General features: G+C 63.2%; 16 protein-coding genes. 10 read left to right on the plus strand and 6 right to left on the minus strand.

The window, feature by feature from the left end; translation table 11 throughout:
• Positions 1 to 252 precede the first annotated feature (252 nt).
• Both rhtA and NGM28_RS24635 read left to right on the plus strand, forming a co-directional pair.
• Positions 253 to 1,140 carry a threonine/homoserine exporter RhtA gene (gene rhtA / locus NGM28_RS24630; protein WP_252091912.1) on the plus strand — a complete coding sequence of 296 codons (888 nt, stop codon included), beginning with the start codon at positions 253 to 255 and terminating at the stop codon, positions 1,138 to 1,140.
• A gap of 186 nt (positions 1,141 to 1,326) precedes the next feature.
• A complete protein-coding gene (locus NGM28_RS24635; RefSeq protein ID WP_240066383.1) occupies positions 1,327 to 1,608 on the plus strand; it encodes a hypothetical protein in 282 nt (93 codons plus the stop codon).
• A 41-nt stretch (positions 1,609 to 1,649) separates the two neighbouring features.
• On the opposite strand, the gene NGM28_RS24640 is transcribed toward NGM28_RS24635, so the two are convergent.
• Positions 1,650 to 3,452, minus strand: a complete 1,803-nt coding sequence (locus NGM28_RS24640) for an aminopeptidase P family protein (RefSeq protein ID WP_252091914.1) — start codon at positions 3,450 to 3,452, stop codon at positions 1,650 to 1,652.
• 130 nt (positions 3,453 to 3,582) lie between these two features.
• Positions 3,583 to 3,951: an antibiotic biosynthesis monooxygenase family protein gene (locus tag NGM28_RS24645; RefSeq protein WP_240066385.1), complete on the minus strand. Its 369-nt coding sequence runs from the start codon at positions 3,949 to 3,951 to the stop codon at positions 3,583 to 3,585.
• An 85-nt stretch (positions 3,952 to 4,036) separates the two neighbouring features.
• Here NGM28_RS24645 and soxR point away from each other — a divergent pair, with 85 nt between their 5' ends.
• Positions 4,037 to 4,489: a redox-sensitive transcriptional activator SoxR gene (gene soxR, locus NGM28_RS24650; protein ID WP_252091916.1), complete on the plus strand. Its 453-nt coding sequence runs from the start codon at positions 4,037 to 4,039 to the stop codon at positions 4,487 to 4,489.
• A gap of 8 nt (positions 4,490 to 4,497) precedes the next feature.
• On the opposite strand, the gene NGM28_RS24655 is transcribed toward soxR, so the two are convergent.
• The gene (locus tag NGM28_RS24655; protein WP_240066387.1) at positions 4,498 to 5,061 is read right to left on the minus strand and encodes a helix-turn-helix domain-containing protein; all 564 of its coding nucleotides are present in this window, start codon (positions 5,059 to 5,061) and stop codon (positions 4,498 to 4,500) included.
• A gap of 84 nt (positions 5,062 to 5,145) precedes the next feature.
• Between NGM28_RS24655 and NGM28_RS24660 the strand changes: the two genes are divergently transcribed.
• The 7 genes from NGM28_RS24660 to NGM28_RS24690 all read left to right on the plus strand — a co-directional run bounded on the left by NGM28_RS24660 (position 5,146) and on the right by NGM28_RS24690 (position 12,276).
• Positions 5,146 to 6,090, plus strand: coding sequence for a DMT family transporter (locus NGM28_RS24660; RefSeq protein WP_252091919.1), 945 nt, complete (start codon positions 5,146 to 5,148; stop codon positions 6,088 to 6,090).
• A gap of 149 nt (positions 6,091 to 6,239) precedes the next feature.
• Complete coding sequence (locus tag NGM28_RS24665) at positions 6,240 to 9,146, plus strand: monovalent cation/H+ antiporter subunit A (RefSeq protein ID WP_252091921.1); 2,907 nt, start codon at positions 6,240 to 6,242, stop codon at positions 9,144 to 9,146.
• Entirely contained in the window at positions 9,146 to 9,490 is a 345-nt protein-coding gene (locus NGM28_RS24670) for a Na+/H+ antiporter subunit C (RefSeq protein ID WP_240066390.1), read from the plus strand. Before NGM28_RS24665 ends, NGM28_RS24670 begins: the two co-directional genes overlap by 1 nt.
• Positions 9,487 to 11,154: a monovalent cation/H+ antiporter subunit D gene (locus tag NGM28_RS24675; RefSeq protein ID WP_252091923.1), complete on the plus strand. Its 1,668-nt coding sequence runs from the start codon at positions 9,487 to 9,489 to the stop codon at positions 11,152 to 11,154. The genes NGM28_RS24670 and NGM28_RS24675 overlap by 4 nt, the downstream gene beginning before the upstream one ends.
• Positions 11,151 to 11,639 carry a Na+/H+ antiporter subunit E gene (locus tag NGM28_RS24680; protein ID WP_240066392.1) on the plus strand — a complete coding sequence of 163 codons (489 nt, stop codon included), beginning with the start codon at positions 11,151 to 11,153 and terminating at the stop codon, positions 11,637 to 11,639. Before NGM28_RS24675 ends, NGM28_RS24680 begins: the two co-directional genes overlap by 4 nt.
• Positions 11,636 to 11,914 carry a K+/H+ antiporter subunit F gene (locus tag NGM28_RS24685; protein WP_186660462.1) on the plus strand — a complete coding sequence of 93 codons (279 nt, stop codon included), beginning with the start codon at positions 11,636 to 11,638 and terminating at the stop codon, positions 11,912 to 11,914. Before NGM28_RS24680 ends, NGM28_RS24685 begins: the two co-directional genes overlap by 4 nt.
• Complete coding sequence (locus tag NGM28_RS24690) at positions 11,911 to 12,276, plus strand: Na+/H+ antiporter subunit G (RefSeq protein WP_240066393.1); 366 nt, start codon at positions 11,911 to 11,913, stop codon at positions 12,274 to 12,276. The genes NGM28_RS24685 and NGM28_RS24690 overlap by 4 nt, the downstream gene beginning before the upstream one ends.
• Before the next feature lie 18 nt (positions 12,277 to 12,294).
• Here the strand turns inward: NGM28_RS24690 and NGM28_RS24695 are convergent, their stop codons facing one another.
• The 3 genes from NGM28_RS24695 to NGM28_RS24705 all read right to left on the minus strand — a co-directional run bounded on the left by NGM28_RS24695 (position 12,295) and on the right by NGM28_RS24705 (position 13,512).
• Positions 12,295 to 12,495 (minus strand): hypothetical protein, encoded by a 201-nt coding sequence (locus tag NGM28_RS24695; protein WP_240066394.1) that lies wholly within the window; start codon positions 12,493 to 12,495, stop codon positions 12,295 to 12,297.
• Entirely contained in the window at positions 12,492 to 12,962 is a 471-nt protein-coding gene (locus tag NGM28_RS24700) for a hypothetical protein (protein WP_240066395.1), read from the minus strand. Before NGM28_RS24700 ends, NGM28_RS24695 begins: the two co-directional genes overlap by 4 nt.
• 388 nt (positions 12,963 to 13,350) lie before the next feature.
• A complete protein-coding gene (locus NGM28_RS24705) occupies positions 13,351 to 13,512 on the minus strand; it encodes a hypothetical protein (protein ID WP_252091925.1) in 162 nt (53 codons plus the stop codon).
• Positions 13,513 to 13,621: the final 109 nt, after the last annotated feature.

A 13,621-nucleotide genomic window follows, 5' to 3' on the forward strand; every position in this document is an offset into this window, starting at 1 on the left:
ACAGGTGCGGCACGCTGCAACTGATATAGGAGCGGATTTATCCGCGATGCGCCGCAAGGCGGCGCTCGATCTAGAGAGCGCCGGAGAAACAAAGGCGGGCACCTCTCAATGCCAACACAATCTCAAGACCGGCCCGACCGCCCACTAGCCCCCCCGACATACCCCCTGCCCCATCAACCCCCTTGCACACCCCCAAACACATTGCGCACTATATTGCTCACCCACGCACGCACAATCACGGACCACCCCCAAATGAACACCGCCCCACGCAGTCTGGCCGCGACGCTCTTCCCCATCGGCCTGCTGCTGATCGCCATGGCTTCCATCCAGTCCGGCGCCTCGCTGGCCAAGAGCATGTTCCCCATCGTAGGCGCCCAGGGCACAACTGCGCTGCGGCTGATCTTCGCCAGCATCATCATGCTGTTGCTGCTGCGCCCATGGCGAGCACGCCTGGACACCAGCACCCTGCGCAGCGTCATCATCTATGGCATGGCCCTGGGCGGTATGAACTTCCTCTTCTATATGTCCTTGCGCACCGTCCCGCTGGGCATTGCCGTGGCACTGGAGTTCACAGGCCCCCTCACCGTGGCACTGCTGGCCTCTCGCCGAGCGCTGGATTTTGTCTGGATTGTCCTGGCAGTCATCGGCCTGTTGCTGTTGATACCAGTCGGCCAGGCAGGCGGCGGGCTCGACCCGGTGGGCGCCGCCTATGCCTTGGGCGCAGGTGTCTGCTGGGCGCTGTACATTCTATATGGCCAACGTGCCGGCGCAGAAAATGGCATCCAGACAGCTGCTCTGGGCGTAGTGATCGCCGCCTTGTTCGTGGCCCCCATCGGCATCGTGCATGCCGGCAGCGCCTTGCTCACCCCCGCTCTGCTGCCTGTCGCCTTGGGCGTCGCCATCCTGTCGACAGCACTGCCCTATAGTCTGGAGATGGTTGCCCTGACACGCATGCCCGCACGCACATTCGGCACCTTGATGAGCATCGAGCCCGCCTTTGGCGCCCTGTCTGGGCTAATGTTCCTGGGGGAGCAACTGACACTGTGGCAATGGCTCGCCATCCTTGCCATCATCACCGCGTCGGTCGGCGCGACCCTCTCCATGAAACGGGAAGTGACGCCCCCTGTGGCCGCCGACTGAATTGAGAAATATTTTCATTTAAACAACCTTCAGCCTTGTAGCCTCCTCCCAGGCTGATTAAGCTGTCACAAAATCATCATCTCAACGCTATCTACTGGCAGCAAAAGGACGCAGGAAACACGCAAGGAAGCCTCGAAGCGCTGATGAAAGGCCCGTTCAAGCAGTCGGGTCAGTATAAGGACAGGAATGAAACGTATTTTGCTCATCCTGGCCATCTTGGCCATTGCTGGATGCGCCGCTACAGCCAAGACAGAGGTGAAGCGGGGAAAGAAAGGCCTGCATATCAACTGCTCCGGCCTCTCTTCATCGTGGGAAAAATGCTATAGCAAAGCTGCCGCATCGTGTGGCAACAAAGGCTACAAGGTCATTGCCCGCTCGGGCGACAGTGACGAAGAACCCGGGGATTACGTCTTCGGCATCAACCCCGCAGGCTATACCAGCCGCAGCATGATCGTGATCTGCAAGTAAACAAAAAGGGCAGCCAATGGCTGCCCTTTTTCATCGGTAGGTCACAGAGCTGCGGTACGTTCCACCAACCAATCCAGCGCAGCGCCCTGGAGCAATGGCGAGATGCGCTCTCGGACCGTCTGGTGGTAATCGTTGAGCCAGGCAATGTCGTCCGCCCCGAGCTGCGCCGGCAAGAGGCAGCGGGTATCGATTGGACACAAGGTCAGCGTCTCGAACGCCAGGAAGTCGCCGAACTCACTGCTCCCCACCTCACGATTGACCACCAGGTTTTCGATACGCACGCCCCACTCGCCGGGGCGGTAGGTACCCGGCTCGATCGAACTGATCATCCCGGGCTGCATCGCCGTCTGTGGCGTGGTGGCCGCCTGGTAGGCAATGACTTGCGGCCCCTCATGCACATTCATGAAATAGCCCACCCCATGACCTGTGCCATGGCCGTAATCGACCTGATCCGCCCAGATCGGCGCCCGGGCAATCGCATCAAGCAGTGGCGAGAGGATACCTCGCGGGAATTTCGCCCGTGACAAGGCGATCATGCCCTTGAGCACTCGTGTGCAATCAGCCTTCTGTGCTTCGCTAGGCTGGCCGATGGGTATCATCCGGGTGATATCCGTTGTGCCCCCCAGGTATTGGCCGCCCGAGTCGATCAGCAGCAAACCATCACCTTCGATCACTGCATGGGACTCTTCAGTGGCCCGGTAGTGGGGCATCGCGCCGTTGGCGTTATAGGCTGCAATGGTGGAGAAGCTCAGCGAAACGAAATCCGGACGCCGGGCACGGGCGGCACTGAGTCGTTCGTCGACGGTCAATTCGGTGATACGTTCCTTGCCCAGGTTCGCCTCGAACCAGGCAAAGAACTCGCACAAGGCCGCGCCGTCCTGCTCCATGGCCTGACGAATATGCTTGAGGTCCCCCTCGTCCTTGCGCGACTTGCTCAACGTGGTCGGGTTGATGCCCTCGACCAGACGCACCTCCTTGTTCAGATGCGCGAGCAGGCCACACGTGACCCGCGCCGGGTCGACCTGCAGGCTGCTACCTGGCTCGATCGCCGCAAGGGCCGCGCTCACCTCGTCATAGTCACGGACTTCAATGCCATCGGCCGCGAGTACCTTGCGCAGGTGTTCATCGACTTTGTCCTTGCCGACGAACAGGTAGGCCTTGTCCTGACTGATCAGGGCGAACGAGACAAACACCGGGTTATAGGAGACGTCACTCCCCCGAAGGTTGAACAGCCAGGCGATATCGTCGAGGGTTGCGATGAAATGCCAGTCGGCACCTTTGTCCTTCAATGACTGACGCAAGCCCGCGAGCTTGTGCGAGCGACTGACCGTGGCATGGGGCGGCAGATGCTGGTACACCGGATTGCTTGGCAACCCAGGCCGATCCGCCCAGACGTCCTTCAGCAGGTCGCATTGGGTGTGCAGGCGAACACCACGGGCCTCCAGGCGCTCACCCAGTTGGCGCGCCGAAGCCAGCGCCATGACCGCCCCATCGACCGCGACATTTCCCTTGGCCTGTTCGCCAAGCCACTCAAGCGCCCCAGGGTGTCCTGGGCGCAGCTTCTTCAACTCGATGCCGCTGCCCGCCAGCTCTTTCTCGGCCTGTTCCCAATAACGGCTATCGGCCCATACACCGGCAAAATCCGCCGTGACCACCAATGTGCCCACCGAACCATGGAACCCGGACAACCATTGGCGCCCTTGCCAATACCCTGGCAGGTACTCGGACAGATGCGGGTCGGCCGACGGCACCAGCAGGGCGTCCACACCCTCCCTGGCCATTACCTCACGCACACGGGCCAGGCGCGCCGGCACGGTTTCCAGAAGGGGGGACTGACTATTCATGCGCACTCCTGCGAACACATCTCGACTGATCCAGGCCAAGGATAATGGTACAGCCTGCGGGCGCCCGCAATCTTCCCGGCGCATACAGGGCACGCTTTGCCCCATGTACCCTGTGACCGCATAGTCGAACTTATCGCGCCGTGGTACCCACCTGGCAGTGCAGGCCGCCATCGGCACCACGCACCAGGCTGCGCAGGGTCTGGTACGCGGCAAAGTTAAGACCGCGCGCCTGGTGCTGTCTCATCAGTTCCAGGAACGGCTCCTCGCCAAAGCAGTCTGCGGCGGCGGTCCACGCCTGGCGCGATTGCCATTGAAGATACTGCAACACCCGGCACCCATCTTCACTAGCCTGGATGCTGATGCCCTGCAACCCTTCGCAATGCTGCGCCAGGTGCTCGCTTCGGGCAACCAGGGCCTGGGCCAGCGCCTCCTGCCGCCCAGGCGGCACATCGTATTCGATCATCTGGGTGAACCACAGGGAATGGTTATGGATCGCCATGGACTGTCTCCTTGATTCCGGCACTTGCAGCCAGTTGTCGCGGAGGGTAAAACCTCCAGTTAACTCAAGGTCAAGGACTTTCTGCATGAAGACACCCCATACCCCGGAGCGATTGCTCAGCGTCGGTCAGCTGGCCGCGCGCAGTGGCGTGGCAGTGACCGCACTGCATTTCTACGAAACCAAAGGCCTGATCCACAGCATGCGCAACGCCGGCAACCAGCGTCGCTATCCACGTGCCGTGCTGCGCCGAGTAGCGGTGATCAAGATGGCGCAACGCCTGGGCATCCCCCTGTCGGACATCGCCGAGGCACTGGCCACCCTGCCCCGCGATCACACGCCGACAGCCGCAGACTGGCAGCGACTTTCCGCGCAATGGCGTTCCGATCTCGATCGGCGCATCGACCAGATGATACTGCTGCGCGACCAACTCGATGGCTGCATCGGCTGTGGCTGCATGTCATTGAAAGAGTGCCCGCTGCGCAATCATCACGATCATCTGGCGGAGGATGGACCTGGCCCGCACCCCTCGGTGGCGTGACAGGTTTGTCAGATCACCACATTGCGCACAAAGCGCACTGCCACGTCCCCATCATTGCGATAGGCATAACGGCAATCGCTGGGGAATACGAAGAATTCGCCCGTGTGCAGGCGCTGCTCATGCCCCTCGATCACCAGGGTCAAACAACCTTCGGCGACGTAGATCTGTTCGCGCCAGCCCGCCGCGTCCGCTTCACTGGCGTAACGCTCGCCGGGTGCCAGAGTCCACTCCCATAGCTCCACCTCGCGCCGCGCGGGGCTGCTGCCAAGTAACACCGCCCTGCTGCCAGGGTGCTCACCGGCCCAGGCCAACTCGTCGATACGGCTGGGATCGCGTTGATCGGGCGCCTGAATCAAGGTGCTGAACGCCACGCCAAGCGCCTCGGCGATCAAATCTAGCGTGGTCAAGCTGACATTCTTCTCGCCCGCCTCGATGGCCACCAGCATCCGCCGACTCACTCCGGATCGTTCAGCAAGGGCTGCCTGACTCAAGCCTGCGTCACTGCGCAAGCGGCGGACATTCTGGCTGACATGCTGCAACACCGAAGCCCGGTGCTCGGAATCTTTGTGCACTATATTGCTCACTGATAGAGGTTGCGCAGTATACTGCCCACTTTGCGGCGGATTGTGCGCCGCCCCTGCCGAGTGTGCAAGACCATGAACCAAGCCCCCAGCCGCAACCCCGCCGTCACCTTCCGCCTGAGCAAGGCCGAACTGGTGCTGGTGTTCATCACCATGCTCTGGGGCGGCACCTTCCTGATCGTGCACAACGTCATGACCGTCAGCGGCCCGATGTTCTTCGTCGGCCTGCGTTTCGCGGCTGCCGCGCTGTTTGTCGGGCTGGTCTCGGCGCGCTCACTGCCGGGGCTGACTTTCACCGAATTGAAGGCCGGCGTGCTCATCGGCGTGTCGATCATGCTGGGTTACGGCCTGCAGACCATGGGCCTGCAAACCATCAGCAGCAGCCAGTCCGCATTCATCACCGCGCTGTACGTGCCGTTCGTGCCCCTGCTGCAGTGGCTGGTGCTGGGGCGCCGCCCTGGCCTGATGCCGAGCCTGGGGATCGGCCTGGCTTTCGCGGGCCTGATGCTGCTGGCCGGCCCCGAGGGCGGCGCGCTGCGCTTCAGTGAAGGTGAGCTGGTGACCTTGGTCAGTGCCGTGGCGATTGCCGGCGAGATCATCCTGATCAGCCGCTACGCCGGCAAGGTCGATGTGCGCCGGGTGACCGTGGTCCAGCTGGCGACCGCCTCGGTGCTGGCATTCCTGATGATCGTACCCACCCAGGAACGCCTTCCCGACTTTTCCTGGCTGCTACTGGTCAGCGCTGTGGGGCTGGGCGCGATGAGCGCAGTGATCCAGGTGGCGATGAACTGGGCCCAGAAGTCGGTCTCGCCCACCCGCGCCACCCTGATCTACGCCGGCGAACCAGTGTGGGCAGGCATTGTCGGGCGTATCGCCGGCGAGCGCCTGCCGGGCGTGGCCCTGCTCGGCGGGTTGCTGATTGTCCTGGCGGTGGTGGTGAGCGAGCTGAAAATTCGCCGCGCGGACGAAGCCGCCGTTGCCGATGACGATGCACAACGCCAACGTGAAGCAGGGCTGTGAAGGTGCCAGCACACGCTATGCTCTGAAAGAAACTGTTATAAAAAAACAGCTTGTCACAGCACATTTGTAGGATTCTGCAACTGCTCGCGTGTTGGTGATCAACGGCCCGGCACGTATGATCCTTGGCAAACTTCTCAGAACAGAACGCTATGTCATTGATTGTGCTATTGCTTCTGCCCTTCCTAGGCAGTTGCCTGGCGGCGGTCCTGCCGCACAACGCACGTAACGCCGAGTCCATTCTCGCCGGACTCGTGGCCCTGGTCGGCACCGTCCAGGTAGCGTTGCTGTATCCGCAAGTCGCCGACGGCGGCGTCATACGCGAGGAGCTGCTGTGGCTGCCCAGCCTGGGCCTGAACCTGGTCCTGCGCATGGACGGCTTCGCCTGGTTGTTCAGCCTGCTGGTACTCGGCATCGGCACCCTGGTCTCGCTGTATGCCCGCTACTACATGTCGCCACAGGACCCGGTACCGCGCTTCTTCGCCTTCTTCCTGGCGTTCATGGGCGCCATGCTCGGCCTGGTCATCTCCGGCAACCTGATCCAGCTGGTGTTCTTCTGGGAGCTCACCAGCCTGTTCTCGTTCCTGCTGATCGGCTACTGGCACCATCGCGCCGACGCCCGTCGCGGCGCCTACATGGCGCTGATGGTCACTGGCGCCGGGGGCTTGTGCCTGCTGGTCGGGGCCTTGCTGCTCGGCCATGTGGTCGGCAGCTACGACCTGGACAAGGTCCTGGCTGCCGGTGACACTATCCGCCAGCATGCGCTGTACCCGGTGCTGCTGCCTCTCATCCTTGTCGGCGCGCTGAGCAAGAGCGCACAGTTCCCCTTCCAGTTCTGGCTGCCCCACGCCATGGCGGCGCCCACCCCCGTATCGGCCTACCTGCACTCGGCGACCATGGTCAAGGCCGGGGTGTTCCTGCTCGCCCGGCTGTGGCCGGCGTTGTCGGGCAGCGAGGAGTGGTTCTGGATCGTCGGCGGTGCCGGCGCGGCCACCTTGCTGCTGGGCGCCTTCGCCGCGATGTTCCAGAACGACCTCAAGGGCCTGCTGGCCTACTCGACCATCAGCCACCTGGGCCTGATCACCCTGCTGCTGGGCCTGAACAGCCCACTGGCGGCCGTGGCCGCCGTGTTCCACATCCTCAACCACGCCACATTCAAGGCTTCGCTGTTCATGGCTGCGGGGATCATCGACCATGAAAGCGGCACCCGTGACATCCGTCGCCTGAGCGGCTTGTTCCGCCTGGTGCCCTTCACCGCCACGCTGGCCATGGTCGCCAGCGCCTCGATGGCAGGCGTGCCACTGATGAATGGTTTCCTGTCGAAGGAAATGTTCTTCGCCGAGACCGTGTTCATCACCTCCAGCGCCTGGGTCGAGGCCGCCCTGCCAGTAATCGCGACGCTCGCCGGGACCTTCAGCGTGGCCTACGCGCTGCGCTTCACTGTCGACGTGTTCTTCGGCCCGCCCGCCCAGGACCTGCCGCACACGCCCCACGAGCCACCACGCTGGATGCGCGCACCGGTCGAACTGCTGGTGCTCACCTGCCTGGTGGTTGGCATCTTCCCCGCGCAATCGGTCGGCCCGTTGCTGGCCGCCGCCGCGCTGCCAGTGGTCGGCGGCACATTGCCAGAGTACAGCCTGGCCATCTGGCATGGCTGGAACGCCCCGTTGATGATGAGCCTGATCGCCATGTCCGGCGGTATCGCGCTCTACCTGCTACTGCGCAAGCAGTTGCAACGTGGCCGTTTCCCCCATCCGCCGCTGATCGAGCGCTTCAATGGCAAGCGCCTGTTCGAGCACGGTCTGGTGCGCCTGATGCTGCTGGCTCGGCGCATCGAGCGACTGCTGACTACCCGGCGCCTGCAAAAGCAGTTGTTCATGCTGGTGTTGGCGGCGTTCATCGCCGGCCTGGTACCCCTGCTGTACAGCGGCCTGAGCTGGGGTGACCGGCCGAAGATCCCCGGCTCCGGGGTGTTCGTCGCGCTTTGGCTGATAGCCATTGCCTGCGCCATCGGCGCGGCCTACCAAGCCAAGTACCACCGTCTGGCCGCGTTGATCATGGTCAGTGTCTGTGGCCTTATGACCTGCATCACCTTCGTCTGGTTCTCTGCACCGGATCTGGCGCTCACACAGTTGGCGGTCGAGGTGGTGACCACCGTGTTGATCCTCCTCGGCCTGCGCTGGCTGCCACGGCGTATCGAGGGTGTCTCGCCATTGGCCGGCACACAGGAACGCGCGCGCCTGCGGCGCCTGCGCGACCTGGTCCTGGCCGTGCTGGTGGGTGGCGGCATGGCACTGCTCTCCTACGCCATGCTGACCCGCCCCACCCCCAACGACATCTCCTCGTTCTACCTCAGCCGTGCCCTGCCGCAAGGTGGCGGTACCAACGTGGTCAACGTGATGCTGGTGGACTTCCGCGGCTTCGACACCCTGGGCGAGGTCACGGTGCTGGTGGCCGTTGCGCTCACCGTGTTCGCCCTGCTGCGCCGCTTCCGCCCGCCCAAGGAAAGCATGCAGCTCCCCGCCCAGCAGCGCCAGCTGGCACCGGACGTGGTCACCGACCTGGTCAACCCGCGCCATGCCACCGACACCGCCCTGGGCTTCATGATGGTGCCCGCTGCGCTGGTACGCCTGTTGCTACCCATCGCCCTGCTGGTGTCGATGTACCTGTTCATGCGTGGCCACAACCAACCGGGCGGCGGGTTCGTCGCCGGCCTGGTGATGTCGGTGGCGTTCATCCTCCAGTACATGGTTGCCGGCACCCAGTGGGTCGAGGCACAGATGAGCCTGCGGCCATTGCGCTGGATGGGTACCGGCCTGCTCTGCGCCACCCTCACCGGCGCCGGGGCGATGCTGCTCGGCTACCCGTTCCTGACCACCCACACTGCCCACCTGTACGTGCCGCTGCTGGGTGACGTGCACGTGGCCAGCGCACTGTTCTTCGACATCGGGGTGTACACCGTGGTGGTTGGTTCGACACTGCTGATCCTGACCGCACTGGCCCACCAGTCGGTGCGCGCCTACCGCCCCGCCAAGTCCAGCCAAGCAGGAGCCGCCTGATGGAAGAAGTCATTGCAGTTGCCATCGGTGTACTGGCCGCCTCCGGGGTCTGGCTGATCCTGCGCCCCCGCACGTACCAGGTGATCATGGGCCTGTGCCTGCTCTCGTACGGGGTCAACCTGTTCATCTTCAGCATGGGCAGCCTGTTCATCGGCAAGGAACCGATCATCAAGGAGGGGGTGCCCCACGATCTGTTGCACTACACCGACCCGCTGCCACAGGCACTGGTGCTGACCGCCATCGTCATCAGCTTCGCCATGACCGCGTTGTTCCTGGTGGTATTGCTGGCCTCGCGCGGCCTCACAGGCACCGACCATGTCGACGGCCGGGAGCGTGAGGAATGAGCACCATGAGTCAACTGGTCATCGCACCGATTCTGCTGCCACTGGTGACCGCCGCGCTGATGCTGCTGATCGGTGAAAAGCACCGCTGGCTGAAGGCGCGCCTGAACCTGCTCTCCACGTTCGCCGGCCTGGCCATCGCCGTTTCGCTGCTGATGTGGGTACGCACCCAGGGGCAGGCCGAGTCCATCGGTGTCTACCTGCCGGGCAACTGGCCGGCGCCGTTCGGCATCGTGCTGGTGGTAGACCACCTGTCGGCGTTGCTGCTGGTGCTGACCGGTATCGTCGGCAGCAGCGCACTGCTGTTCGCCCGGGCGCGCTGGGACGGCGCCGGTGCCAGCTTCCACGCCTTGTTCCAGATCCAGCTGATGGGCCTGTACGGCGCCTTCCTGACCGCCGACCTGTTCAACCTGTTCGTGTTCTTCGAAGTGCTGCTGGCGGCCTCCTACGGCCTGCTGCTGCACGGCTCGGGCCGGGCGCGGGTCAAGGCCGGGCTGCACTACATCGCCATCAACCTGTTCGCTTCGTCGCTGTTCCTGGTTGGTGCGGCCATGCTCTATGGTGTGACCGGCACCCTGAACATGGCCGACCTGGCCCTGAAAGTCCCGCTGGTGCCTGAAGCCGACCGCGGCTTGCTGCATGCCGGTGCGGCCATCCTGGCGATCGCCTTCCTGGCCAAGGCCGGGATCTGGCCGCTGAACTTCTGGCTGGTACCCGCCTACTCGTCCGCCAGTGCGCCCGTGGCTGCGCTGTTCGCAATCATGACCAAAGTCGGCCTGTATGCGGTGCTGCGCCTGTGGACCTTGCTGTTCTCCGGCCAGGCCGGCGCCTCGTCGTTCTTCGGTGGCGACTGGCTGGTGTACGGTGGGCTTGTGACGCTGGCCGTGGCAGCCACTTCCATCCTTGCCGCCCAGCGCGTCGAACGCCTGGCAGCACTGAGCATCCTGGTTACAGCTGGCACCTTGCTGGCAGCGGTCGGCTTTGGCCAAACCGTACTGACCGGTGCCGCCTTGTTCTACCTGGCGAGCTCGACCCTGGCGCTGTGTGCGCTGTTCCTGCTGGCCGAGTTGATCGAGCGCTCGCGCTCGGTCAACGAAGCCCCACTGGACGAAGAGGAAGATGCGATGCCTCCCGCGCACCCAGCCAAGGGAGTCAACCTGGACGACGACCAGAAAGCCGTGATCGGCCAGGTCATCCCCTGGACCATGGCCTTCCTCGGCCTGAGCTTCATCGCCTGCGCCCTGCTGGTGATCGGCATGCCACCGTTGTCGGGCTTCATCGGCAAGCTGAACCTGATCAGCGCGCTCTTCAACCCCGAAGGGCTGGGTGTCGCCGCGGAGAAACCCGTCGGTGCCGCTGGCTGGACCCTGGTCACCTTGCTGGTGCTTTCGGGCCTGGCCTCGCTGATCGCCTTCGGTCGGGTCGGCATCCAGCGCTTCTGGAAGCCCGAGGAGCGCCCCTCGCCGGTACTGAGGGGCTACGAGTGCATACCCGTCGCCATCCTGCTGGCCCTGTGCATATTCCTCAGCCTCAAGGCCGAGCCGCTGTTGCGTTACACACAGGACACCGCCGCCAGCCTGCAGGCACCCGACACCTATATCAATGCGGTGATGGCGACCCGACCATTGCCTGGCCCGACCACGCTCAATGCCGAGGCACAGCCATGAACCGACTGTTCCCCGCCCCCTTGCTGTCCGTGGCGCTGTTCGCGCTGTGGCTGCTGCTCAACTTGTCGATCAGCCCGGGCAACCTGCTGCTGGGCGCCGCACTGGGTATCCTCGCCCCGATCCTGATGGCGCCGCTGCGCCCGCAACACGCCCACGTGCGTCGCCCACTGGTGATCGCCCGCTTGATCGGCCGTGTGGGTATCGATGTGGTAGTTTCCAACCTGCAAGTGGCACGGGGGGTACTGCGAGCCAGCACCACGCCACCGCGCTCGGCCTTCGTGCACATCCCCCTCGCCCTGCGCGACGCGCACGGCTTGGCGGCGCTCTCGATGATCACCACTGTGGTGCCGGGCACCATCTGGTCGGAACTGGCCCTGGACCGCAGTGTACTGTTGCTGCACGTGTTCGACCTGGACGACGAAGCAGCGTTCGTCGAGCATTTCAAGCACACCTATGAACGCCCGCTGATGGAGATTTTCGAATGAGCGGCCTGCTTGCCAACGCCGTCCTCGCCAGCCTGTTCATCTTCGCCCTGGCCATGGGGCTGGCGCTGATCCGGCTGTTCCGCGGCCCTTCCGCCCAGGACCGCGTGCTGGCCCTGGACTACTTGTACATCCTGGGGATGCTGATGATGTTGGTGCTGGGCATCCGCTACGCCAGCGACACCTACTTCGAAGGCGCACTGCTGATTGCCCTGTTCGGCTTCGTTGGCTCGTTCGCCCTGGCCAAATTCCTGCTGCGAGGCGAGGTGATCGAATGAACGATATTGTTGTCTTGCCGTTCTGGCTGGAGCTGGTCGTCTCCACGCTGCTGCTTATCGGCAGCCTGTTCGCGCTGATCGGTGCCATCGGCCTGGTGCGACTGAAGGAGTTCTTCCAACGCATGCACCCGCCCGCACTGGCTTCGACCATCGGCGCCTGGTGCGTGTCGCTGGCGTCAATCCTCTACTTCTCGGTACTCAAGCAAACCCCGGTGCTGCACGCCTGGCTGATACCGATCCTGCTGTCGATCACCGTGCCCGTCACCACGCTACTACTGGCCAGGGCGGCGCTATTTCGCAAGCGCACTTCGGGAGAGAACGTACCGGAGGAAGTCAGCAGCGGCCGCGACAGCGGCAACTGAGCGTACCTGCACGCCTGCTCACGCCTGGGTCAGGCGTTGCAGCTCCCGGCGAACCATCGCCGCGTAGGGGGCCGGGCTGAGCGCATAGAGCTGGCTTGCCACCCAGCCCAGCCATGCGCCTTGCAGCGCTTCCCGTTGCGCCAGCAAGCGCTCGGCCTGCTCGATGGCCCGGGCTTGGTGCTCTCGATGAAAGTCGGCGCGGGTGCCCGCCTCGCTCATTCGCTGGCCTTGAACGTGGTGAGCTCACCCTTGCGCCATTTGGCGACTTTGCCGGTGACTGCCTTGAGCAGCTTGCCCAGGCCTTCCTGAACCTGCTGCTGGGCCGCGAACACCATCATCACCCCGTGCCCTTCACGGAAAACGATGGCATCACCTTCTGGCACCGAGACGAATGCGTAATCGCCCTGTCCGTAGACATTGAACTTGATCTCGCGAAAACGCAGTTCGAGCTTGCCGCCTTCGCGGCTGGGCAGTACCGCCGCACGAAAATGGTCGCCCACTTTCAGTTCCAGGCGCTGCTTGTCATCGACCACCATCGCGCCGTCGGTATCGATCTCGGCCATGTACAGGCCTTCAGGGTTCTGCTCGGTGACGTAGATGAAACGCCCCTGGAAGAGCTTGACCAACTTGGCGCGCAAATCGCCCAGGGCAAACAACGCATGGGTATCCAGAGTACTGACTGCCAATGAAAAGCTCCTTACATCAATTACAACCGGCCACGCCGCCATGCCCCATCGGGCACCTGGCGGCCGCCATTTCAAGTCGAAGTCCCAAGGACCGTGAAATTCATGCACAAAGATCCACGCAAATGGGCCACGCGTTCAGCAGGAAGGGTTTCTCCTGCACGCGGGCCGAGGCCTTCGTGTGTTCTTCGGCATGATTCCGTCAAAAAAGATACGTAATGCCTGACGTGAATGCGTCAGTTGGAGGCGACAAAGCCTGATCAGCATCCCGCGCAAAAGGGGGGCTGAACGTAAGTCGCGCATTACTGGGTGACGAATATGCACGAAAAGACCGAAACCCGTCGAGAGGCAAGACACATTTCTTGCCTCGACGCAGCATTGACCAAGCCGTTCAGGCCGCCTGGCACTCCAACGCCTCGGTACGGCTGGCAAAGGCCGTTCCGCGGCGCTCGCCGTTGACCAGCACCACCCAGCACACACGAACGCCCAACGCCTGCAATGTCGCCGGTACTCCGCTACCGATCATTACAGCTACATCGACTCGGCTATTCATCATCCCCTCCGGAATTTAATTAGCAACCTAACGATGTGCGTATGGTACGCCCCGCCCTCTCTGGAAAAAAGCATGGTTTGGTACAGCTGTATTGCAGGGTGAGCAACAA

Source organism: Pseudomonas sp. MWU13-3659 (assembly GCF_023757525.1).
GTDB classification, from domain to species: Bacteria; Pseudomonadota; Gammaproteobacteria; order Pseudomonadales; family Pseudomonadaceae; genus Aquipseudomonas; species Aquipseudomonas entomophila_E.